We start from the raw sequence: 21,698 nt of genomic DNA on the forward strand, positions 1-21,698 counted from the left end.
CCGGTCAGCGACCCACAGCCTTCTCCAACTGGGCCTTGTTCATCTTCGACCGCCCCGCAATCCCCTTCTCCCGGGCTTCGTTGTAAAGCTGATCGCGGGTCCGCCCACCAGGCCCCTTATGCGACCGCAACCCACCCCGCCGACCGGACGAAATATCCGAAGTCGACGTGCGACTCGACTCCTCGGCCTCCCCAGCCCGGGCCCGCTCCTTGTTGACCGTGCGCGCGGCGATCTCCTGCGCCGTGTCCTCGGTCTCCCCGCGCTCGAGCAGGCCCTCCTTGATGTGCCCGTACTGACGTTCCCGCTTCGCGCTCCACGCCCGCTGCGGCATGACGACCTCCTCCAGGACGTTTCCTTCCGAGGGCGGATACCCAGCCCGCGGCGGAATCAGTCGTCCGAGGTCAGCGTTTCCTTGAGGATCGCCCGGTGCGTCGGCTTGGCCTGCTCGTAGCGCCGCAGGCCCGCTTCGGTCAGGGACACGAAGATGCCGCGGCGGTCCAACTCGCACATCGCGCGCTCGACCAGGCCTTCGCGTTCCATGCGGGCGACGAGGCGGGAGGTGGCACTCTGGCTCAGGTGAACAGCCTCGGTGAGGTCGGCGCCGCGGCACTTCACATCGCCGGTGGCCAGTCGCTCCAGGGCCTCGAACTCGCTGACGCCGAGGCCATGCTTGGTCTGCAGCTCGCATTCGAGCGCACCGAACACCGCCGCGTGGCGGGCAAGGAGGCCGCGCCACTGCCGCACCAGACCCTCATCGGCGAGTTCGCTCACGGCGTGAAAGTATCATGCAGACGAATTTGATGCAAACACATTTAATTCGTTGGCATTAGATGCGCATGCATGTAGCGTGCAGATCATGAGCTCTTCCACCCAACTGTCCACCACCTCCACGCGGTGGGACGCACGCCTGTGGGGCGTCCTCCTGACCGTGTCCACCGTCATCGGCCTCGACGCGCTCGACGTCTCCATGGTCGGCGTCGCCCTCCCCTCCATCCGGGCCGAACTCGGGCTCTCGACCAGCGCGCTGCAGTGGATCGTCAGCGGCTACGTGCTCGGCTACGGCGGTCTGCTCCTGCTCGGCGGCCGCACCGCCGACCTGCTCGGCAGGCGCCGGGTGTTCCTCATCGCGGTCGCGGTCTTCGCGGTCGCCTCGCTGCTCGGCGGCCTCGTCGACAACGGCGCGCTGCTGATCGCCAGCCGGTTCATCAAGGGCGTCGCGGCCGCGTTCACCGCGCCCGCCGCACTCTCCATCATCACCACGACATTCCGTGAGGGCCCGGCGCGCAACAAGGCGATCGGCATCTTCGCGGTGTTCGGCGCCAGCGGGTACTCCGCCGGTCTCGTCTTCTCCGGCCTGCTGACCGAGGTCGGCTGGCGGTGGACGTTCCTGCTGCCGGTCCCGATCGCGATCGCCGCACTGGTCGCGGCCATCAAGCTGATCCCCGACTACCGGCCGGAACGCACCGGGGCGGGCTACGACCTGCCCGGCGCCATCACCGGAGCCGCGGGCTCGCTGCTGCTGGTGTTCGCCGTGGTCGAAGCGCCCGAGGTCGGCTGGGCCGAACCGCGCACGCTGATCTCGTTCGCCCTCGCCCTGGCGCTGCTCACCACGTTCGTGATCATCGAGAAGCGCAGCACGCACCCGCTGCTGCGGCTCGGCATCCTCAAGTCCGGACCCCTGGCCCGCGCCAACCTGGGCGGCGCGCTGTTCTTCGGCGGGTACATCGGTTTCCAGTTCGTGGTGATGCTCTACCTGCAGTCGGTGCTGGGCTGGTCCCCGCTGCAGACCGCGCTCGGGTTCCTGCCCGCGGCCGCGATCGTCGCGTTCGGCTCGCCCCGGGTCGAACCCCTGATCAACCGATTCGGGACGTCGCGCACCATCCTCGCCGGCGTCGCCGCGCACGTCGTCGGGTACGCGCTGTTCCTCGGCGTCGACGAGCACTCCGGCTACTTCGGCGCGGTCCTGCCGAGCATGGTCCTGCTCGGCATCGGCTTCACCTTGGCGTTCTCCTCGCTGAACATCCAGGCGACCGCGGGTGTCGCGGACAGCGAACAGGGGCTCGCGGGCGGCCTGCTGAACACGTCGGTCCAGGTCGGCGGTGCCATCGGGCTCGCGGTGATCACCGCGGTGCTCACCGCGAACGGCGGCAGTGACGCCTCCCGGGAGGCGCTGCTCACCGGGCTCACACCGGCGTTGTTCGTGGTCACTGGGATTTCCGTGCTGGGACTGCTGGTTGCCCTGTCCGGGGTGTTGGGGCGGCGGGAAGAGCCGGTGCCCGCACCGGAATTCGCCCTCGCCACGGAGTGAGGGCGGTGGGGCGGCCTGGCCGTTTGGGGGGTGCCAGGCCGCCCCGCGTGTCACCCTGTTTCCCATGGTGCTCAAGGTGATCGGCATGCTGGCCGCTGCTGTCTTCGTCGCGGCGTGCGGGCAGGGGACTTCGGCGGAGAACTCGCCGTTGTGCTCACCGGACTATCAGGCGGGCGAGTTGACCGTCACGCGTGAAGATCCCGCGGGGTCCACGCAGGAGCCGCCGCCGACCAAGACGACCACTGACGCTTCAGCGATCCGACAGGTGGCTCGGGCGGTGTGCTCGTTGCCGTCGCCGCCTTCGGACCTCCAATGCACCGCCGACCTCGGTCCGACTTTCGTGTTGCGGTTCGTTGATACGGTTGGGAAGTCCGCCGAGTTGCGGGCTGAGGCGTTCAGTTGTCGGCACGTCGGCGGGCTTGATGTCCGGCGGCAGGCGCAGCCTTCGCTGTGGCAGGCGCTCTCCGCCGCTGGTCTACCGTCTGCGGGCTAGTTTCGTCGCGGGGGCGCCTACGCCCATCGTGGTCGAAAGTGTTCGGCCACAAACAGCCGGCGGGACTGTACGGTTCCGGGCATGACGCAGCCGCCGCACCGTCCACAGGGCGCCCCGCAGCCGAACTGGCAGCCTGGTCAGCCGCCCCGGCAAGGCCAGTACCCGCCCCAGCAGGGCCAGTACCAGCAGGGTCAGCACTGGCAGGAAGCGGAACCCCAGTACCGCGCGCCGCAGCAGCGGGTGCAGGCGCCGCGGCCGCCCGCTCCCCGGGCGGAGCCGCCGTCGTCCTCGGGATTCCGGATCCCCGGCATCGGGCTCATCCTGACGCTGTTGGGCAGCGCGGTGCAGCTGCTGTGCCTCACCGTCCTGCCCTGGGTCAGCCAGGGCAACGACCCGCGATCGCTGTTCGAGCTGTGGGAGACGCTGTCCAACGGCGGCGCGAACAGCTTCGGCGACTGGTACGTCGTGCTGTTCACCTACCCGCTGATGATCCTCGGTGTGTTGCTGTCCTTCGCCGCGGTGCTGGAATCGGTCGCGATGAAGGTCGTCTGGGCCGGGCTGATGCTGCTCGGCATGGGCTACCTGCTGCTGCGCTACGGCCTCGGCCCGCTGACCGGCTCCTTCGGCGAGCACGAGTTCGGCACGAAGGAGATCGTCGTGGCGCTCGTGGCCGTCGCCGGTGTGGTGTTGGTGGTGTTCGTGCTCAAAACGGCGGTCAGCATGTTCCGGCGGGTGGCTGGGCTCGTCCTCATCGGACTGTCCGGGGTGCACGTGTTCGCCGTCATGGACCTGCAGAAGGCCTCGGACCTCAGCGACCTGAGCGTCGGCGCCTTCGGCCCCACACTCGGCTACCTACTCGTCGGCGTCGCCGCCCTGATCGGCCCAAGGCGGCTCGTATCCGGCCTCTAACCCACCCCGCAACCCACCCCGCTCGGTCGCGGTGACGTTTCGGGGGTCCCGCACGAACACGCCATCGAAGTTGGCAGTGTTCGTGCGGGACCCCCGAAACGTCACCACAAAAGCGACCGAGCCGCGCCGGCGGAGCCGGCGCCATGTCACAGTTAGATTTCCGGGTATGAGGTTCCCAGCACCGCTCAAGGCGGGCGACCGGATCGGCGTCACGTCACCGTCGAGCGGGGTGGGCGCGGACCTTTTGCCGCGCCTGGAGTTCGCGGTGGCGGTCGTCGAGACGCGCGATTACGAGGTTGTGGTCGGCCAGTGCATGGATGGCGCGGGCCACGTCAGCGCTCCCGCCGCCGAGCGGGCGCGGGAACTGACCGCGATGCTGACCGACCCGGACATCCGGGCGATCGTGCCGCCGTGGGGCGGGGAGACGGCGATCGACCTGCTGCCCCTGCTGGGCTGGGACGCGATCCGGGACGCGGAACCGACGTGGGTGGTCGGGTTCTCCGACATGTCCACGATCATCACCCCGCTGACCCTGCTGACCGGGGTCGCGACCATCCACGGCAACAACCTGATGGACACGCCATACGGGGCCCCGAAGGGCTGCTGTCCTGGCTGGACATCGTCGCTCTGCCCGCCGGGTCGACCTTCACCCAGTCGTCCCCCGGCGTCCACCGCTCAAGCGGGTTCGACGACTACCGCGACTACCCGGACGTCTACGAGTTCACCCTCGACGAACCCGGCCGCTGGACCCGCCTCGACGGTGACGGCGATGTGGACGTGTCCGGGCCGCTCATCGGCGGCTGCGTCGAGTCCCTCTGCAACCTCATGGGCACCCGCTTCGGCGACACCAAGGCGATCTCGGGGGACCTGCTGGTCTACATCGAAGTCTCCGGGGACGACGCCGCGACCATCTGCAGCAACGTGCACGGCATGCGGCTCGCCGGGTTCTTCGACCGGGCCGCGGCGGTGCTGATCGGCCGGACCCGCGCTCCCGGCATCGCGTCGCTGAGCCAGCACGAGGCGATGGTCGATGCCCTTGGCTGCCTTGGTGTCCCGCTCATCGCCGACGTCGAGTGCGGGCACGTACCGCCTTACCTGCCGCTGGTCAACGGCGCTCTCGGCCGCGTCGTCCACAACGCGACCGAGAGCACCGTCAGCCAAACGTTGGCGTAGATCTCATTCCGGCTGGTTGGGTGTGTCGTGTCCGGCCACGAAGGGCGTGGTGTAACCCTCGTAGGACAGGTGCATGACCATCCCGAGCGCCGCGTGGTCGAGGTCGTGGCAGTGGTCCATCCACAAGCCTGGGTTGTCCGACTTGAACATCACCTCGTACGTCTCTCCTGAGTGGACGGTCACGGTGTCGAGCCACTGTGGACTACCCGAAGCGGGCTTACCGTTGCGCGACAGCACAAGCGCGTGGTGGCCGTGCAGGTGCATCGGGTGGTCGACGAAGCTTCGGTTCACGAACCGCATCCGCACCAGGTCGTCTTCGCGCACCACCACGGCCGGGACGTTCGGGAACAGGTCGCCGTTGACGGTGTAGACCATGGCGAACTTCCCGTCGTAGAAGCCAAGCCGGTTGTCCATGACCCACTCGACCGTCCGCGCGGCCGGGGTGTCTGCGCCGAATTCCGTGGGCGCGGGAGTTCCGTAGCTGTTCGCGTCGAGTTCCGGGCCGTCGAACCTGGGTGCGCGGTCGCCCGTGCCGTCGGGGCTCAGCCGCATTCCCGCGTCCGGGTGCCCGAGGGTGGCCAGCCGCACGGGCGCGGCCGGCATGGTGAACTCGACGTCGTAGCGGGCGCCGCCGCCGAGGACCAAGACGGTGTCGGTGACCTCGGTGGGACCGTTGACCGGTGTGCCATCGATGCCGGTGACCTTGAACGGCGTGCCGGTGAGGCTGAACTTGCGGGTCTGGCTGTCGGAGTTGATCAGCCGCAGCCGGGTCTTCGTGCCCGCCGGAACCTCCTTGCGATCGAGCAGGTCGGTCCCGTTCATCACCTGGATCTGGTTCTTGAAAGTGTGCACCACCACGGGAATGTCGGTGATGGCGCCTTCCGGGCCCGCCGGGGGGTCGACGATGAACCCGCCGTAGAGGCCCGCGCGCACCTGCTCGGAGGAGACCTGGTGCGAGTGGTACCAGTAGCTTCCGACGTCCGGGGCACGGAAGCGGTACACGTGCCTGCCGCCGGGCCGCACGGCGTCCTGGGTCAGGCCCGGCACACCGTCCTCGGCGTTGGGCACGTCGACCCCGTGCCAGTGCAGGGAAACGCCCGCCTCGACGTCGGAGTTGAGCAGCTCGACCTCCACGAGTTCGTGCTGCCGCACCCGAAGCAGCGGACCGGGAACAGTGCCGTCGTACGTCCAGCCCTGGGTCTTGGCCCCGGACGGCAGAGTGATCTCGGTGGTCCGCGCGGTCAGCGTGAACCTCTTGTCCGGCACGCCGTCCCTGGGCCCGGTCAGCTCGGTGATCGGCTTGCCCGGCGCGGGGCTGTACGCGACCGGGGAGATGCCGCCCGACCCGTGGCCACCGGCGGCGTGCGCGATGCCGCCGTGCTCAGCCATGTTGTAGCTGCCCGGAAGCGTGCTCGACGACGACCCCCACACGGAGCCGACGACCACCACCGCGACGAACGCCGTGACCTTCGCCCCCGTCCGCAGGACGCGCGCGCCCAGGCCGGGGAACGGCGAGCCGGTGGCGAGCAGGCCCGACACCTTGCGCAGCTTGACGACCTGCAGCAGCGCCGCGATCAGGAACAGGAAACCGTAGATCGCGATCTCGTCGACCAGCCCGCCGACCGGCTGCTTGAAGAAGCCGAGCCAGAAGGCGAACGCGCCGCCGATCGCGGTCAACCGAGGCGGCAGACCGACCTTCAGTTCCTTGAACAGCGCGGGATCGTCCGGGTGGCGCAGCGCGGGGAACGTCCAGACGTAGGTGAGCACGGCCGGGACCAGCACCATCGGCACACCGAACACCAGGTCGTTGGCGCCGAACTCCCGGCCATGGGCCAAAAGCAGCACAATCAGCACCGCTTTCGCCACGACCGGCACACCGGCGACGACCAGCAGCGCCCGCACCCGCTTGGCGCCCGACGCCCGCTTCCGGGCGTCGGGCTGCCTCGCCAGGCTCCCCAGCCGCCACGCCGCCAGCGCCCACAGGGCGATCAGTGCCAAGTCGACCATTGTGTCCGACCCGACTAAGACCTCGAACATCGAAATTCCCCCTCGCCGCGAACCGCGCGTCTGCCGCGCTCCCGGCATCACCCTCCCAGCGCGTCCCGCCGCGGACATCGGGGAACGTCCCTGGTTGCGGTCAGGGTCAGGCCCCTGAGGTCAGCTCCCGCAGGCCGTCGATCAGGCGGTCGATGTGCTCGATCTTGGAACCGAGCCCGACCGACGCGCGGACCGCGGTGGGCGGCAGGGTGCACTCGGCGGAACCGGCCTCGCGCAGCAGCCCGCGGGTCAGCGGGTGCGAGCAGAACAGGCCGTCCCGCACACCGATCCCGTACCGCTTGGCGAGGAACGCCGACACGTCCGACGAGTCGTGGCCCGCGACGGCGAAGGTGACGATCCCGACGCGGTCGGCGTCGGTCCCGAAGATCGACAGCTCGCGGGCGCCGGGCACGGTGGCGAGTCCCTCGCGCAGGGTCGCCACCAGCCGGTGCTCGTGCGCGGCCATCGCGTCCCAGTCGGCGTCGTCGAGTGCGGTGCAGACCGCGGCCATGGCGATCGCGCCGATCACATTGGGGCTGCCCGCCTCGTGCCTGCTCGGCGACGGGTGCCAGCTCACGTCGCCCGCGGCGTCGCCGACGAGCGCGCTCGCGCCGCCACCGGCCAGGTACGGGGTGGTCGCGTCCATCCAGTCCGACCGGCCCGCCAGGATGCCGGCGCCGAACGGCGCGTAGAGCTTGTGGCCGGACAGGGCCAGGTAGTCGACGTCGAGTTCGGCCATGTCGACCCGCCGGTGCGGGGCCAGCTGCGCGGCGTCGAGGGCGATGCGGGCGTCCACGGTTCGCGCGACCCGGGCGAGTTCGGCGACCGGCCACACCTCGCCGGTGACGTTCGAGGCGCCGGTCACGGCCAGCAGGATCGGGCCCTTGTGGGTGCGGCGCAGGTCGGTGAGCGCGGCCTCGGCGCAGGTGACGGCCTCGGCCGGGGTGGCCGGGACCGGCAGGCGGATCGGGTCGCGCCACGGGAGCATGTTGGCGTGGTGCTCGCCGGCGAAGGTCACCACTTTCGCGTCCGCGGGAACCATGTGGGCCAGCAGGTTGAGCGAGTCGGTGGTGCTGCGGGTGAACACCACCAGGTCCTCGGGGCGGGCGCCGATGAACCAGCCCAGGGTCTGCCGGGCGTGCTCGAACCCGCGCGTGCATTTCTGCGACAGCGCTCCGGCGCCGCGGTGGACGCTGGCGTAGTACGGGAGGATCTCGTTGACCGCCTCCTGCGCCGCGACCGCGCACGGCGCCGAGGCCGCGTAGTCGAGGTTGGCGTAGGTCAGCAGCCCGCGGGGCGTGTCGACGACGACGTCCCCACCGAGCACACGCGGGCCGGGCGGGCGTTCCTCCACCTGGCCCTCGGGCTGCAGGCGCCGGGTGCGGGTGGCGGCGATGGGGTTGGGCGGAGACTGCGTCGACATGGGGTGGGTCCTCCCGACATTCGTGCGGATCGCGTCGGCTCGTGCCCGACGACGCAACAACCTGGCACCTGCGCATCCCCGAGTACACAGCCATTCGGTGTGATCTTCACTGTTTCCAGATTCACATCTCACGGGCCAGGCGAACAGGGAAACGCGGGTCAGAGCGCAGAAAGGAGGAATCCCTCTCCCGTGGGACGCCGACCGGCCGCCCGCCGCCGCACATTACAGTGGCCCCCGGAATCGGACGACGAGCGGAACGGGGCCATGGCGCGGTCGCTGGCATGGGAGGACGGCAGCGTTGTCGCGGTGGACCAATGCGCGTTGCCGCATGACTACCGTGAACTTCGGCTGCGCACGGTCGACGAGGTCATCGACGCCATCAAGCGCCTCGCCATTCGCGGCGCCCCCGCGATCGGTGTCGCCGGCGCGCTCGCGGTGGCCATCTCCGCCGAGCTGCACACCGTCGACGGCCGCTGCGACGTCGAGGCCGTGCGAGCCGACGCGCGCCGGGTCGCCGACGCGCGGCCGACCGCGGTCAACCTGAGCTGGGCCGTCGACCGGGTCGTGGCGCATCTCGACGGCGGGGCGCCCGCCGTGCTGGCCGAGGCGCTGGCGATCCTGGCCGAGGACGAGGACCGCAACCGGGCCGCCGCCGCGAACGCAGCGGAGCTGGTGCTGCGGCTGTGCGAGCGGCGTCCGCTGCGGCTGCTGACCCACTGCAACACCGGCAGGCTCGCCACGGTCGCCTGGGGCACGGCGCTGGGCACCATCCGGGCGCTGGCCGAGGCCGGGCACGTCGAGGAAGTGCTGTTCGGCGAGACCCGGCCGCTGCTGCAGGGCGCCCGGCTGACCGCGTGGGAGCTGGCCGAGGCGGGCATCGCGCACCGGCTGTGCGTGGACTCGGCGGGCCCGGCCGCGCTCGCCGCGGGCATGGTCGACTGCGTGCTCGTCGGCGCCGACCGGGTCTGCTCGAACGGTGACGTGGCCAACAAGATCGGGACCTACTCGCTGGCCCTGGCGGCGCGGCGGGCGAGCGTGCCGTTCGTCGTCGTGGCGCCGGTCTCGACGCTCGACCCGACCCTGGCCACCGGAGCCGACATCGAGATCGAGCAGCGCTCGGCCGACGAGGTCACGGCGTTCGGCGGGGTCGCGGTCGCGCCCGCCGGGACGGCCGCGTTCAACCCGGCGTTCGACGTGACGCCCGCCGACCTGATCACCGCCGTCGTCACCGAGCAGGGGATTTTCGGATGACCGACCTCGCCGCCATGTCCGCCCAGCTCTACGCGCGTGGGTGGATGGAGGGCACGGCGGGCAACATCTCGGTGCGGCTCGACGCCGAGACCGCGCTGATCACCGCCAGCGGGGTCAGCAAGGGCTCGCTGACCAGCGAGGACACCGTGCGGGTGCGGATCGCCGACGCCCGGCCGGTCGACTCCGCGGGCTTGCGCCCGTCGGCCGAGACGTCCATCCACACCGCGCTCTACCAGGTCTTTCCCGACTGCGGCGCGGTCGTGCACGCCCACCCGCCCTACGCCACGGCGGTCGCCGCGCTGGCCGCCCGACGGGGGGCCGATGTCGAGGAGTTCGTCGGGCTGGAGATCATCAAGGGGTTGGGCGCCACCGACAAGGTCCTGATCCCGGTCTTCGAGAACCACGCCGAGGTGCCGCGCATCGGCGCCGACGTGGCCGCCCGGCTGACCCCGGACGCTCCCCCGGCGCTGCTGATCGGCGCGCACGGCGCGACGACCTGGGGCCCGACACTGGAGGCGGCGCGCAACCGGATGGAATGCCTCGAAATGCTGTGCAGGCTGCGAATGCTGATCGAAAGGAACACGTGATGACCCTGCTTCAGGTCATGCCGGACGACGACGCCACGACGGTTCTGGTGCGCACCCGGGATTCCGCTGAGATCTCCGCGCAGCTCGCGCCGTTCGGCATCACGCTGGAGAACTGGGACACCGTCGACCTGCCTGCGGGCGCGGGCCAGGACGAGGTGCTCGCCGCCTACCGGTCGGAGGTGGACCGGGTGGCCAAGGAGGGCCCGTACCCGCTGGTCGACGTGGTCCGGCTGGTGCCCGACGACAGCGACCCGGACTGGCCGACGAAGGCCGCGGGCGCGCGGACCAAGTTCCTCGACGAGCACACCCATGACGAGGACGAGGTCCGCTTTTTCGTCGAGGGCACCGGCTGTTTCTACCTGCACCTCGACGGCAAGGTGTACGCGGTGGTGTGCGAGGCCGGTGACCTGATGTCGGTCCCGGCGGGCACGACGCACTGGTTCGACATGGGCGAGCGGCCGCACTTCTGCGCGATCCGCTTCTTCCAGGAGGAAGACGGCTGGGTGGCGGGCTTCACCGGGTCGAAGATCTCCGCCGGGATGCCGACCCTCGACGAACTGCTGGCCGCGTGATCGGCTCCGTCGTCCTCGACATCGAGGGCACCACCAGCCCCCTGTCCGCCGTCCACGACATCCTGTTCCCCTATGCGCGGGAACGGATCGCGGACTGGATCGCCGACGAGCGGCCGGGGACACCCGAGGTCAGCGACGGGGTTCGCGAGCTGGCCGGGGCCGACGCCGACGTGGTGGCCACCCTGCTCGACTGGCATGACCAGAACCTCAAGCACAGTCCACTCAAGACACTGCACGGCCTGATCTGGGAGCGCGGCTTCCTCGCCGGAGACCTGCGCGGGGTGGTGTACCCGGATGTGCCGCCCGCACTGGCCGACTGGCGCGAGCGCGGGGTGCGGATCTGGATCTACTCCTCGGGTTCCGTGCTGGCGCAGCGGCTCTGGTTCTCCCAGACCGACCAGGGTGACCTGCTGTCGTCGCTGGACGGGCACTTCGACACCGTCAGCGGCGGGCCGAAGAAGGAAACCGCTTCCTACAAGCACATCGCCAGCGTGATCGGCGCCCAACCGGACGAGATCCTGTTCCTGTCCGACGCCGTCGCCGAACTCGACGCGGCACGCGAGGCCGGGTGGCGGACGGTGGGGGTCAGCAGGCCCGAGGACGGAAACCCCGACGTGGGAACACATCCGGCGGTCGCGACGTTCGAAGCCGTTCCACGTGCGGAATTCCCACCGCAAACGTGAGGACGTCACACCGAAACTTTGTGCCGCACCATTAGCGGACGGAAGGGCTTCGGTCCGCGGAAGCGGACCACCACCCGATCACGGCCGGCGCCGCGCACGGCGCCGGCCGTGACACCCGTAATCAGACCGCGCGCAACCGGTGCGTGCGGCCGGTACCGGTGCCGAGCATCTCCCGACGCGCCAGCGTGACGGCGATGGGCGGATCGGTGGGATCGAGTTCCCGCATCCGCACGTCGACGTAGTCCCCCGCTCCGACGACCTCGCGCGGCACGCCGATGAGGATCTCACCGGTGGCCGAGCGGGCCAGCGCCACGACGTGCCAGCTGCCCGCGGGCACGCCGGGAATCGTGAACGAGGAGGTACCCGAGGCCGCCACATACCGGAACGCGATGGGCCCGCTCTGCGGGATCGCGTCGGCGAACAGGCCGACCAGTACGTTGCCGCGCATCCCCTCGGGCAGGGTGATCCGGCCGGACACCGAGTCCGGCCCGGAGACCAGGCCGACCTGCGGGCCCACGTCCTGCAGGGAGGGCAGCGCGAAGAAGCCGGGCGAGACCGCCAGCAGCAGCTTCGCCACCTCCGGCGAGCGGTACTGGGTCGGTGTCAGGCCGACGGCCTTGGTGAACCGGCTGGTAAACGTGCCGACACTGCTGTAGCCCACGCCGCAGACGATGTCCGAGACAGTCATCGAAGTGGTCAGGAGCAACCGCTTCGCCTCGAACAGCCGCACCGCCGTCAGGTACCGGCCCGGCGTCACCCCGGTCTCCTTGGAGAAGACGCGGGAGAAGTGGAATGGGCTGACGAACACCTCGGAAGCCAACTCGGTCAACGCGATCGGCTCGGCGTAACGAGCCCGGATCGCGGCAATCGCCTTGCGGATGACGGGTTTCATGGCACCCTCCTGTCTCGGCCGGGGACCGTGTCACCCCCGCACTCTCCGCACCTACAGTGCTATGCACTGTTCGAGGCGTGGACGAAGCCAGGACTAACGCCACGTCCAGCGCATGCGTTGCGCATCTTCGCGGCGCCACCGACTCACCCGGACAGTCGTGTGTTGATCACTAACGCGGCGCTGCTCGTGGGACTACGGTCGAAGAACATGCGGCCGAGGGGAGGGCACCCACTGTGACCGGCGCGCGCGGAGACCAGGATCTGGTCCGGTTCACCCTGTTGGGCCCGTTGGAGGTCCGCATGAACGACGTGGACTACGCACCCACCGGCCCGAAGGTCCTGCAACTGCTCGCGCTGCTGCTGATGCGCGCCGGGCAGGTCGTCGACTCCGAGACCATCATCCGCGAGTTATGGTCGCAGCACCCGCCGCGAAGCGTGCGCAAGACGATGCAGACCTACGTGTACCACCTGCGGCAGTGCATCGAGCGCAATGGCTTGGCCGGTTCGGACGTGCTGCGCACCAAGGCGCCCGGGTACGTGTTCAAAGTGGATCCGGAGCAGATCGACGTCTTCACCTTCCGCCGGATGTTCCGCCGGGGCCGCGACCTGATGGCCGACGACAGGCCCGCGGAGGCGGCCAAGACCCTGCGCGCGGCGCTGGAGCTGTGGACGGGCCCGGCGATGTCCAACGTTCCCTGTGGGCCGGTCCTGTCGGCCTACGCGGTGGACTTGGAAGAGCAGCAGCACGCGGCCCGGTACCTGCGAATCCAGGCCGAGATCGACGCGGGCCAACACCGGGACCTGATCGCCGAACTGCGGTCGCTGGTCACCGAGAACCCCCACGACGAAGGACTGCACGGACAACTCATGCGGGCCCTGGGCCTGAGCGGCAGGCGTCTGGAGGCCCTGGAGATGTACCGCGAACTGCGGGCCAAACTGAACGAGGAACTCGGCCTGGAACCCTGCGCGGACCTGCAGCGGCTACAACAGGAACTCCTCTCCACCGGCCGCTGAGATGTCTCAAGTGGACACTCACTCGGTCACGACGGGTTCGTGACCTCATCACTGTTATTCACCCGATCGTGTTGGCTATCGTAATAGTAGGAAATCCCCCAGAGCTGACACCGTCCGCTGCTGCGAAAGACTTGCGCGGCGGATGGTGTCCCCCCAATCCCGACGTGTGTCCGCCCTCGGGTTTACGATGGCGCTCGCTGTTCGAAGCTCGCACGAGCAAGGGGACCAATCGTGATCAGGGTGCTGCTCGCCGAGGATATGCACTTGGTCCGGGGTGCTCTCGTCGCGCTGCTCAACCTCGAACCGGACATCGAGGTCGTCGCCGAGGTGGCGGAGGGCGACAAGATCGTCTCCGCCGCGCGGGCGTCGAACCCGGATGTCGCCATCATCGACATCGACCTGCCCGGAAAAGACGGCCTGACGGCGGCGACCGAGCTCCAGGTCGAGGTCCCCGCCTGCCGCACGCTGATGCTGACCAGCCTGGGCAGGCCCGCCACAGTGCGCCGAGCCCTGGCCGCGAAGGTCAACGGCTTCATGCTCAAGGACGCACCCGCGGACAAGCTGGCGAACGCGGTCCGCCAGATCGCCGCCGGTGAGCGGGTCGTGGACAGCCAGCTGGCGCTCGCCGCCTGGGACATGCCCGAGTGCCCGTTGACCGACCGCGAGACCGAGATCCTGCGGTTGGCGGCGGACGGTCATGACGCGGGCCAGATCGCCGGGAAGCTGTTCTTGTCGCCGGGGACGGTTCGGAACTACCTGGCCTCGATCGTGACGAAACTCGGGGCACGAAACCGGGTGGACGCCATCCGAATCGCCCGCGAAGCGGGTTGGCTCTCCGGTTCCGGCTGATTCCGACATGGATCCGAACGCCGGCCCGTACAGCATCGGCAGCTCCACATGGCCGGGCGCCAGCCGGGTGATCGAGGAGACCGGCGAACTGATCCAGGTGCTCGGAAAGCTGATCGGCGCCGGCGGCCGGCAGGCCCACTGGGACGGCACGGACCTACGCGACCGGCTGATCGCCGAACTGGGTGACGTGCGCGCGGCAATCGACTTCTTCATCGAAGCCAACGACGTGCCAGAGTCGGCGATCAATGAGCGGGCCGCACAAAAGCGCGCAGACTATCGGCGCTGGCACGGTCGCCCTCTGGCCTGATTGTCTGACTCTCGATCGACGGACTGTCGGGCGCCCGCGACGGCGTGCCCGACAGTCCACAGAGGATCAACCGGCCAGCCACTCCTCACGCTCACCGGGCACGCGGCCCATGAACGCCGTGAGGTGCCGCAGCGAGTGCGCGAGCGTCTGCAGGTCCTCCGTGACCAGCGCCTGCGGGCCGTCGCACAGTGCGGCCTCCGGCTGCGGGTGCACGTCGATGATCAGGCCGTCGGCCCCCGCGACGATCGCCGCCCGGCTCAAGGGAAGCACCAGGTCGCGCCTGCCGCCGGAGTGCGAAGGGTCGACGATGACCGGCAGGTGCGAGAGCCGCTGCGCGACCGGGACCGCGGAGATGTCGAGCGTGTTGCGGGTCGCGGTCTCGAACGTGCGGATGCCGCGCTCGCACAGCACGATGTCGAGATTGCCACGCTGGGCGATGTACTCCGCGGCCATCAGCCACTCCTCGATCGTGGCGTTCATCCCGCGCTTGAGGAGGACCGGCTTGCCGCACTCCCCGACCGCCTGCAGCAGCGGGAAGTTCTGCATGTTGCGGGTGCCGACCTGGAGCATGTCGGCGTAGTTGGCGACCACGTCGACGTCGCGCGGCCCGACGACCTCGGTGACGACCGGCATTCCGGTGATCTTGCGGGTGTCGGCCAGGATCCGCAGGCCGTGGATGCCCAACCCCTGGAAGGCGTACGGCGACGTGCGTGGCTTGAACGCGCCGCCGCGCAGGATCGTCGCGCCCGCGGCCTGGGCCATCCGGGCCGCGGCGAGGGTCTGCTCCGGGGTCTCCACCGCGCACGGCCCGGCGATCATGGTCACCGTATGCGGCCCGATCGGCACGCCGCCGACCTGCACCGTGGTGCGCGCCGGGTGCTGCTCGCGGCTGACGAGCTTGTACCCGGCGGTGATCCGCCGGACGCTGCTCACGCCCTTGAGCCGGTCCAGGTCCATCTCGGCGAACCGGTCGACGTCGCCGACCAGTCCGATGATGGTGCGGCGCACTCCCCTGCTGACGAAAGCCTGACCTTCAACCGCTTCGATCTGGGCGACGACCGCCGCGACATCCGCCTCGGTCGCGTCGGCCGTCATCACGATAACCATGAGCGTGGTTCCTCTCGTCCTTCCGTCACGCGGACAAGCTGGGGCCGCCGCGAGAGTGCCGCTGCCGGGATTGGCGGGTGCCCGCGACCAGGTCCGGCCGCAGCCTCCCCGCGCCGCGCAGGTAGACGTGTTCGACGTCGCCGCGCGAGAGGTCGGTGTTGACGTGGGCGAGCACCCGGACGACCCGGCTGAGCGCGTTGGGCACGGCGATCTCGGTGGCGCACATGAGCGGCACGTCCACCAGTCCGAGCTCACGCGCGGCCACCGCCGGGAATCCGCTCGCGAGATCGGGGGTCATGGTGAAGAAGAGGCTGATGATGTCGTCGGCCACGAGACCGTTGCGGCTCATGATCTCCGTCAGCAGGGTGCCGGTGTCGGCGACGATGAGCGACACCTCGTCCCGGTCGACCTGGATAGCGCCGCGAATCGCCCGCACCGCCGTCATCCCGCCACCGCCAAGATCGTCGACACCGTCCCGAACCCGTTGGGGGCGCGGAATCCCAGCGTGCCACCGACCGATTCCGATCGTCTTCTCCGGCAGTGCCCAGATGTGTCACCCTGGGGGCATGTGCCGCAACATTCGTGTCCTTCACAACTTCGAGCCGCCCGCGACGTCTGACGAGGTCCGCGCGGCGGCGGTCCAGTACGTGCGCAAGGTCAGCGGCTCGACGAAGCCGTCGGCGGCCAACCAGGAGGCCTTCGACCGCGCGGTCGAGCAGGTGGCCGCGGCGACCCGCGAACTGCTCGACTCCCTGGTCACCACCGCCTCCCCGCGCGACCGCGAGATCGAGGCCGCCAAGGCACGCGCCCGGGCGGCCGAGCGCTACGGGGTAATGGCGCCCCCTCCGGGGGGCGCGGCTCGGTCGCCCTTGAGCTGACATGCGAGAGGCCCGTGGACACGACGGCTGCGTCGCGTGCCCACGGGCCTCTCGCATGTCAGCTCGACCGAGCGCGACCGATCAGCCGCTCGGGGTCGGGATCGGAACCGGCAACGGCAACGGCGGCACCGGAACCGGGATCGGGATCGGCAGCCCGCCCAGCAGGCCTGCCACGATCGAGAGCACCAGGGTCAGCAGGGTCGTCACCAGGTCGGTCACCAAGGCGATCGGACTGGGCAAACCGGGCAGCACCTGGGGGTTCTGCTTGAGCTTGTCCTGAATCTGGACGGACGTGTCGTCGGCCTCCTCGACGACGTGCAGCGTGTTGTTGCTGCGGGCGATGTCGCGGACCTGGGCCAGGACCGGGCGCAGCTCGGTCACCGAGCTGAGCAGGGCCTTGGGGTCGCCCGCCTTATAAGCGGCGTCGATCTGGTCGTGCAGCTTTTGCAGCTGGGCGGCCGGCGCCGAGTTGGATGCCTCCGCCGAGGCGGAGCCGGGCTGGGTCGCGGACGCCATACCTGTCCCGGCCATTGACAGCACGCTCACGGTCGCGACCGAGGCCACGAGCCGAACGAGGTGACGATTCATCGAAAGGTCCTCTCCGGGTGTCTTCTACCGCTACTGCAGGGCTACCAGTCGGGACGGTAAGTCACCAAAGGATCACCAGTCGTCATCGTCGCAGGTCACACCTATCGTCACCCGACCCACGCGGACGAGATCCACGACAGCGTGAAGATCCTCGTCAATGAGCCACCGGAAGCGATCGGAACCCAGCCGAATCACCCACAGGAACACCAGGAAGCACGTTCGGCTCATTCTGTGCCGATAATCTCGCAAAAACACTCGAAGGGGCTCTTGCTTTTTACTCCGTTCGCGCGCATACGCGACCGAAATGGGTCGAAGATGAATTTTTCCCAGTTACCACGACGACTGGACCATCGGCCGAAGCGCGGAGTCCAGATCGCGGAACAAAGCCACCGTCTCGGCCACCCCGGTCAGCTGCATCGTGCCGAGAACCGGTCCGGGCGGGACCGCCACGCGCAGCCGCCTGCCGCGGTGCAGGCAGTGGTAATGCGCCCGCAACAACAGCGGCGCGGTGCCCACGCTGAGGTACGTCACGCGTTCCAGATCCACGACTACCAGCGCTTTGACCGACTCCTCGGCGCACGCGTCCTCGATCTGCTCCCGCCACGGCTGCTCGGTCAGCAGGTCGATCCGACCCGCGGCGGCGACCACCACAGCTGAGCGAGTGCTTCGCGTGGTCACCTCCAGGGGTGGCGACACGGCAGCCTCCGAGAATCAAGCACTAACGACGGTTTTGTCATCGTCGCCGGGCCGCGCGGACGCAATACACGCTGGTCGCCGTCGAGTTCGGGGCGACTATAACGGACCGAATGCATGGCGCTGACGCCGCCACGCGGACACGCGGATCGGGCGGCGGAAATTCGGCGGCCCGGTGAATTTCTCAGCCCATTCTCAGGCCATTCGCATGTGCTCGACCGCTATTGATCATCATCGGACGCGGCGGCGTCGGACTTCTCCGACTCGTCGCCCGCAGCCTCAGCGCGCCGCTCGTTCGCGCGGCGCTCGACGGTGATCTTGGACCAGGCGAGGTCCCGCAATTCGACGGACACACAAAATCAATCGGCCGAATGGAGCAAGTCGTTACCCAAAGCGACGCTCGACCACCCGTTTGCCCTAGTGATCATCCGATCGGCCCAGTCCGCTTCCCGATGGCGGCTAATGGATCAGGCCGTCTACCTTCTGCGTATGACGATGCGAACGGCGGCCCGCGGCTGGTTCGGCTTGACCGCGCTGGTGGTCCTGGCGGGGCTCGCCACGCAGGTGATGGTCACCTCCCGCCTCACGGAGGGCCACTTCACCACCGTTGCGGGCCGGGTGGCGAACGTGTTCAGCTTCTTCACGATCCAGTCGAACATCATCGTGATGGTCACCTGCGCGCTGCTCGCGCTCAACCCCGACCGCCAGTCGACGGCTCTGCGGGTGTTCCGGCTCGCGGGCCTGCTCGGCATCGCGGTCACCGGCGTCGTCTTCCACACGGTGCTCTCTGGCCTCTACGACCTGCACGGTGGCGCGGCGGTGGCCGACTTCCTGCTGCACACCCTGTCGCCGCTGCTGACCATCACCGGGTGGCTGGTCTTCGGCCCGCGCGGCGGCATCGAGTACCGGGTGATCGGCTTGGCGGCGCTGTTCCCGATCCTGTGGCTGGTGTTCACGCTCGTCCGCGGGCCGTTCGTCGACTTCTACCCGTACCCGTTCGTCGACGTCCGCCAGCACGGCTACCTCGTGGTGATCTTCAACTGCGTGATCGTGGCCGTGCTGTTCCTCGTGCTCGCCCTCGGCGCCCGCGCGCTGGACCGCACGTTGATCAGGCGGACGGCTCCGGCGTAGCGAGCCGCGCGGGGAAGCCGCCGGTGGCGATCGGGCCCCAGCGGTCGATCTCGACCCGGATCAGGCACTTGCCCTGGCGGACCATCGCCGCGCGGTACTCGGCCCAGTCGGGGTGCTCACCGCGGATCGACCGGTAGTACTCGACGAGCGGTTCGACCGAGTCCGACAGTTCCAGCACTTCGGCGCGGCCGTCGACCTGCACGTAGGGCCCGTCCCAGTCCTCGGAGAGCACGCAGAGCGTCGCGACGGGGTCCCGGCGCAGGTTGACCGCCTTGGCCCGCTCCGGGTACGTGGAGACCACCACACGGCCCCGCGCGTCGACCCCGTAGGCCACCGGGGACACCTGCGGGCTGCCGTCGGCCCGCCGCGTGGTCAGCACGCAGCGGGAGCGGGCCCGCAGGAAGTCGAGCAGCTCGACGCGGTCGGGGCGACGGACCGTGGCAGTTCGGGGCGACATGCTGTCCCGCCTCCCCGGAATTTTAGGGTTGGTCACCTGCCATTTGATGGCGGTTGGCGGGTAACCGTGGTCGGCCGACGTCACGGTCCCCTTAGGTGCCGGTCCGTAGCGCGGTCGGGTTGTCAGAAGGACCTAGTGGCCGGCTTTGGGCAAGCCACTAGGTCCCGAGCCTCATTTGGCGAGTTTGGCCAGGCGCTGCGGTGTCGGCCAGCGGACTTCACTGACCCAGCCGAACTTCTCGAACAGCCAGATGAGCCGCGCCGAAATGTCGATCTGACCGCGCTGGACGCCGTGCCGGGCGCTGGTCGGGTCGGCGTGGTGCAGGTTGTGCCAGGCCTCGCCCATCGACAGGATCGCCAGCGGCCAGAAGTTGGTCGCCTTGTCGCGGGACTTGAACGGGCGGTTGCCGACGATGTGGCAGATCGAGTTCGTCGACCAGGTGACGTGGTGCAGGAACGACACGCGGACCAGGCTGGCCCAGAAGAACGCGGTGACCGCGCCCCACCAGGACCAGGTGATCAGGCCGCCGAGCACCGGCGGCGCGAGCATGGTGACCGCGGTCCACATGCCGAACTGCTTGTCGATGCGGCGGATGTCCGGGTCGGCCAGCATGTCCGGCGCGAAACGCTCGGCGTTGGTCAGCTTGCGGTCGAAGATCCAGCCCATGTGGGCGTGCCAGAAGCCCTTGACCAGCGCGGCGGGCGAGGTGCCGAAGGCCCACGGGGAGTGCGGGTCGCCGTCGCGGTCGGCGAAGGCGTGGTGGCGGCGGTGGTCGGCGACCCAGTGCAGGATCGGCCCCTGCAGCGACATGCTGCCCGAGATGGCCAGCCCGACGCGGACCGCGCGCTTGGCCTTGAACGCGCCATGCGTGAAGTAACGGTGGAATCCGACGGTCGTGCCGAGGCACGTGAACGTGTAGAAGAACGCCGCCAGGCCGACATCGACCCAGCCCAGCCCCCAGCCCCAGGCGAACGGGACCGCGGCGATCAGGGCGACGAACGGGATGAGGATGAACAAGTACGTGCCGATCTGCGGCCACAGCCCGCGCGGCTCCCCGAACATGGGCTTGGGCCCATCCTGGTCCACCTGCGTGCTGCCCTCGACGGTCGCGGTCATCTCTGCCCTCCGGCTCCTGGGTACTCACCCAGTGTGTCTGGGGGAATTAGTACCTGCTCAGCGGTAAGCAAACCAGGCGTTCAGGCAGACACCAAGCGTCGACGAGATGAGGCTTTGTCCGACCTGCCGCTTTCCCGCGCGGCGCCGGGTCACAGCGAGACCCAAGTCACAACTTCGCGCCCGCGGTCGGACGGCCCGATTTCCATACCGTGTCCACTTCAGGGTAGCCCGAAAAGGGCGATTGCCCGCTCGTTCAGGCTTCCCAAATACACAGTTCCCTGGTGCTCACGGACCCCGGTCACCATGTGGTAGTCCGGCGCCTTGCCGTGGAAGTCGTGCACAAGCCGCCCGGTGGCGCCGTCCACGGCCCGAACCCACACCACACGCTTTTCCTTGGGCTGCAACCGTTCCGGGACCCGCCACAACACCTGGCGGATCCGTGGCGGCGTGCGCAGCAGCAGGTCGACGACCGGATCGCGCGGGGCCGCCAAGGCGATCCAGATCAGGCCGTCGGATCCGGTGGAGATGTTGTCGGGGAACGCGGGCAGGTTGTCGACGAGCACGTCGGACTGCCCCGCACGGTCACCGGTGAGCCACAGCCGGTTGAGGCAGTACTCGCCGGTCTGGGCGACCACGACGTAGGACTCGTCGGCGGCGAGCGCCACCCCGTTGGCGAAGTGCAGGCCGTCCAGGAGGGTTTCGACGGACCCGTCCGGGGAGCGGCGCAGGAGTCGGCCGGTCCCGGAGTGCTCCAGGATGTCGGCCCGCCAGAACTCAAGGTCGAAGCGGCTGGTGGAGTCGGTGAAGTAGATCGTCCCGTCCTTGGCGACGGCGGCGTTGTTGCACACCCGCAAGCCGGGCCCGGCCGGGATCAGGACCTCGATCTCGCCGTCCTTCTTGTCGACGAGCAGCAGGCCCTTGTCGGCGTCGCACACCAGCAGCCGCCCGTCCGGGTACAGCTCCAGTCCCAGCGGGCGCCCGCCGGTGTCGGCGATGGTGTCGAGCCGCCTGCCGTCGGCGGTGAGCCGCAGGACCCGGCCGTCCTCGACGCCGGTGAACACGTGGCCGTGCTCGTCGACGAGGACGTCCTCGGCGCCCGCGCCGGTGACCTGGTGGACCGTCAGCGGCGGCAGCGACGGCTTCGGCTTGCGCCCTGGGCGCGGCGCCCGCCACACGACCGGCTCGATCCTCGGACGACCCATTGCTGATACTCCCGACACTCGGTTCACGG

26 protein-coding genes and 1 pseudogene are annotated in these 21,698 nt (G+C 69.4%); 14 read left to right on the forward strand and 13 right to left on the reverse strand.

From position 1 onward, the window contains the following. Window positions 1-4 precede the first annotated feature (4 nt). Together ACUZ2Y_RS12195 and ACUZ2Y_RS12200 are read right to left on the reverse strand one after the other, a co-directional pair. Window positions 5-331: a plasmid stabilization protein gene (locus ACUZ2Y_RS12195; protein ID WP_476330039.1), complete on the reverse strand. Its 327-nt coding sequence runs from the start codon at window positions 329-331 to the stop codon at window positions 5-7. 56 nt (window positions 332-387) lie between these two features. Continuing rightward, window positions 388-771: a MarR family winged helix-turn-helix transcriptional regulator gene (locus tag ACUZ2Y_RS12200; protein ID WP_476330042.1), complete on the reverse strand. Its 384-nt coding sequence runs from the start codon at window positions 769-771 to the stop codon at window positions 388-390. 85 nt (window positions 772-856) lie between these two features. Here ACUZ2Y_RS12200 and ACUZ2Y_RS12205 point away from each other — a divergent pair, with 85 nt between their 5' ends. The 5 genes and pseudogenes from ACUZ2Y_RS12205 to ACUZ2Y_RS12225 all read left to right on the forward strand — a co-directional run bounded on the left by ACUZ2Y_RS12205 (window position 857) and on the right by ACUZ2Y_RS12225 (window position 4,883). Next, window positions 857-2,308: an MFS transporter gene (locus tag ACUZ2Y_RS12205; RefSeq protein WP_476330045.1), complete on the forward strand. Its 1,452-nt coding sequence runs from the start codon at window positions 857-859 to the stop codon at window positions 2,306-2,308. Window positions 2,309-2,372: 64 nt separating this feature from the next. Further along, a complete protein-coding gene (locus ACUZ2Y_RS12210; protein WP_476330048.1) occupies window positions 2,373-2,801 on the forward strand; it encodes a hypothetical protein in 429 nt (142 codons plus the stop codon). Window positions 2,802-2,882: 81 nt separating this feature from the next. Next, window positions 2,883-3,710 carry a hypothetical protein gene (locus ACUZ2Y_RS12215; RefSeq protein ID WP_476330051.1) on the forward strand — a complete coding sequence of 276 codons (828 nt, stop codon included), beginning with the start codon at window positions 2,883-2,885 and terminating at the stop codon, window positions 3,708-3,710. 166 nt (window positions 3,711-3,876) lie between these two features. Beyond that, window positions 3,877-4,212: pseudogene (locus ACUZ2Y_RS12220) on the forward strand (LD-carboxypeptidase); the annotation flags it as partial. A gap of 275 nt (window positions 4,213-4,487) precedes the next feature. Continuing rightward, window positions 4,488-4,883, forward strand: a complete 396-nt coding sequence (locus ACUZ2Y_RS12225; protein WP_476330054.1) for a S66 peptidase family protein — start codon at window positions 4,488-4,490, stop codon at window positions 4,881-4,883. Window positions 4,884-4,886: 3 nt separating this feature from the next. On the opposite strand, the gene ACUZ2Y_RS12230 is transcribed toward ACUZ2Y_RS12225, so the two are convergent. Then, a complete protein-coding gene (locus ACUZ2Y_RS12230) occupies window positions 4,887-6,920 on the reverse strand; it encodes a multicopper oxidase family protein (protein ID WP_476330057.1) in 2,034 nt (677 codons plus the stop codon). A gap of 106 nt (window positions 6,921-7,026) precedes the next feature. Continuing rightward, a complete protein-coding gene (locus ACUZ2Y_RS12235) occupies window positions 7,027-8,343 on the reverse strand; it encodes an aminotransferase class V-fold PLP-dependent enzyme (protein WP_476330060.1) in 1,317 nt (438 codons plus the stop codon). Window positions 8,344-8,607: 264 nt separating this feature from the next. On the opposite strand from ACUZ2Y_RS12235, the gene mtnA reads away from it, so the two are divergent. The 4 genes from mtnA to mtnC are packed head-to-tail and all read left to right on the forward strand — an operon-like array spanning window position 8,608 to window position 11,436. Continuing rightward, window positions 8,608-9,594 (forward strand): S-methyl-5-thioribose-1-phosphate isomerase, encoded by a 987-nt coding sequence (gene mtnA / locus ACUZ2Y_RS12240; protein ID WP_476331756.1) that lies wholly within the window; start codon window positions 8,608-8,610, stop codon window positions 9,592-9,594. Beyond that, on the forward strand, window positions 9,591-10,181 hold the full coding sequence (mtnB, locus tag ACUZ2Y_RS12245; RefSeq protein ID WP_476330063.1) for a methylthioribulose 1-phosphate dehydratase: 591 nt from the start codon (window positions 9,591-9,593) through the stop codon (window positions 10,179-10,181). Before mtnA ends, mtnB begins: the two co-directional genes overlap by 4 nt. Continuing rightward, on the forward strand, window positions 10,181-10,753 hold the full coding sequence (locus ACUZ2Y_RS12250) for a 1,2-dihydroxy-3-keto-5-methylthiopentene dioxygenase (RefSeq protein ID WP_476330066.1): 573 nt from the start codon (window positions 10,181-10,183) through the stop codon (window positions 10,751-10,753). Before mtnB ends, ACUZ2Y_RS12250 begins: the two co-directional genes overlap by 1 nt. Beyond that, window positions 10,750-11,436, forward strand: coding sequence for an acireductone synthase (gene mtnC, locus ACUZ2Y_RS12255; RefSeq protein ID WP_476330069.1), 687 nt, complete (start codon window positions 10,750-10,752; stop codon window positions 11,434-11,436). The genes ACUZ2Y_RS12250 and mtnC overlap by 4 nt, the downstream gene beginning before the upstream one ends. Window positions 11,437-11,557: 121 nt before the next feature. Here mtnC and ACUZ2Y_RS12260 read toward each other — a convergent pair whose 3' ends face one another. Beyond that, window positions 11,558-12,328 (reverse strand): helix-turn-helix transcriptional regulator, encoded by a 771-nt coding sequence (locus tag ACUZ2Y_RS12260; protein ID WP_476330072.1) that lies wholly within the window; start codon window positions 12,326-12,328, stop codon window positions 11,558-11,560. Window positions 12,329-12,561: 233 nt separating this feature from the next. Here ACUZ2Y_RS12260 and ACUZ2Y_RS12265 point away from each other — a divergent pair, with 233 nt between their 5' ends. The 3 genes from ACUZ2Y_RS12265 to ACUZ2Y_RS12275 all read left to right on the forward strand — a co-directional run bounded on the left by ACUZ2Y_RS12265 (window position 12,562) and on the right by ACUZ2Y_RS12275 (window position 14,497). Further along, window positions 12,562-13,341 carry an AfsR/SARP family transcriptional regulator gene (locus ACUZ2Y_RS12265; protein ID WP_476330075.1) on the forward strand — a complete coding sequence of 260 codons (780 nt, stop codon included), beginning with the start codon at window positions 12,562-12,564 and terminating at the stop codon, window positions 13,339-13,341. A 231-nt stretch (window positions 13,342-13,572) separates the two neighbouring features. Next, window positions 13,573-14,190 carry a response regulator transcription factor gene (locus ACUZ2Y_RS12270; RefSeq protein WP_476330078.1) on the forward strand — a complete coding sequence of 206 codons (618 nt, stop codon included), beginning with the start codon at window positions 13,573-13,575 and terminating at the stop codon, window positions 14,188-14,190. Between the two features lie 7 nt (window positions 14,191-14,197). Further along, window positions 14,198-14,497 carry a hypothetical protein gene (locus tag ACUZ2Y_RS12275; protein ID WP_476330081.1) on the forward strand — a complete coding sequence of 100 codons (300 nt, stop codon included), beginning with the start codon at window positions 14,198-14,200 and terminating at the stop codon, window positions 14,495-14,497. A gap of 66 nt (window positions 14,498-14,563) precedes the next feature. Here ACUZ2Y_RS12275 and aroF read toward each other — a convergent pair whose 3' ends face one another. Then, window positions 14,564-15,604 (reverse strand): 3-deoxy-7-phosphoheptulonate synthase, encoded by a 1,041-nt coding sequence (gene aroF / locus ACUZ2Y_RS12280; protein ID WP_476330083.1) that lies wholly within the window; start codon window positions 15,602-15,604, stop codon window positions 14,564-14,566. A 25-nt stretch (window positions 15,605-15,629) separates the two neighbouring features. After that, window positions 15,630-16,049, reverse strand: a complete 420-nt coding sequence (aroH, locus tag ACUZ2Y_RS12285) for a chorismate mutase (RefSeq protein WP_476330086.1) — start codon at window positions 16,047-16,049, stop codon at window positions 15,630-15,632. A 121-nt stretch (window positions 16,050-16,170) separates the two neighbouring features. Here aroH and ACUZ2Y_RS12290 point away from each other — a divergent pair, with 121 nt between their 5' ends. Beyond that, complete coding sequence (locus ACUZ2Y_RS12290) at window positions 16,171-16,482, forward strand: DUF2277 domain-containing protein (protein ID WP_476330089.1); 312 nt, start codon at window positions 16,171-16,173, stop codon at window positions 16,480-16,482. Between the two features lie 81 nt (window positions 16,483-16,563). Here ACUZ2Y_RS12290 and ACUZ2Y_RS12295 read toward each other — a convergent pair whose 3' ends face one another. From ACUZ2Y_RS12295 to ACUZ2Y_RS12305, 3 genes are all read right to left on the reverse strand, one after another. Further along, entirely contained in the window at window positions 16,564-17,070 is a 507-nt protein-coding gene (locus ACUZ2Y_RS12295) for a hypothetical protein (protein WP_476330092.1), read from the reverse strand. Window positions 17,071-17,400: 330 nt separating this feature from the next. Further along, entirely contained in the window at window positions 17,401-17,766 is a 366-nt protein-coding gene (locus ACUZ2Y_RS12300) for an STAS domain-containing protein (RefSeq protein ID WP_476330095.1), read from the reverse strand. A gap of 218 nt (window positions 17,767-17,984) precedes the next feature. After that, window positions 17,985-18,116, reverse strand: a complete 132-nt coding sequence (locus tag ACUZ2Y_RS12305) for a hypothetical protein (RefSeq protein ID WP_476330098.1) — start codon at window positions 18,114-18,116, stop codon at window positions 17,985-17,987. Between the two features lie 136 nt (window positions 18,117-18,252). Here ACUZ2Y_RS12305 and ACUZ2Y_RS12310 point away from each other — a divergent pair, with 136 nt between their 5' ends. Next, window positions 18,253-18,894, forward strand: a complete 642-nt coding sequence (locus ACUZ2Y_RS12310) for a Pr6Pr family membrane protein (protein WP_476330101.1) — start codon at window positions 18,253-18,255, stop codon at window positions 18,892-18,894. On the opposite strand, the gene ACUZ2Y_RS12315 is transcribed toward ACUZ2Y_RS12310, so the two are convergent. From ACUZ2Y_RS12315 to ACUZ2Y_RS12325, 3 genes are all read right to left on the reverse strand, one after another. Further along, window positions 18,872-19,351 carry a PPOX class F420-dependent oxidoreductase gene (locus tag ACUZ2Y_RS12315; RefSeq protein ID WP_476330103.1) on the reverse strand — a complete coding sequence of 160 codons (480 nt, stop codon included), beginning with the start codon at window positions 19,349-19,351 and terminating at the stop codon, window positions 18,872-18,874. The two genes, ACUZ2Y_RS12310 and ACUZ2Y_RS12315, sit on opposite strands and share 23 nt — an antisense overlap. 171 nt (window positions 19,352-19,522) lie before the next feature. Continuing rightward, window positions 19,523-20,467, reverse strand: a complete 945-nt coding sequence (locus tag ACUZ2Y_RS12320) for an acyl-CoA desaturase (RefSeq protein WP_476330106.1) — start codon at window positions 20,465-20,467, stop codon at window positions 19,523-19,525. 218 nt (window positions 20,468-20,685) lie between these two features. Continuing rightward, on the reverse strand, window positions 20,686-21,669 hold the full coding sequence (locus ACUZ2Y_RS12325; protein WP_476330109.1) for an SMP-30/gluconolactonase/LRE family protein: 984 nt from the start codon (window positions 21,667-21,669) through the stop codon (window positions 20,686-20,688). Window positions 21,670-21,698: the final 29 nt, after the last annotated feature.

The sequence above is a fragment of the Actinokineospora sp. UV203 genome, from assembly GCF_056323665.1.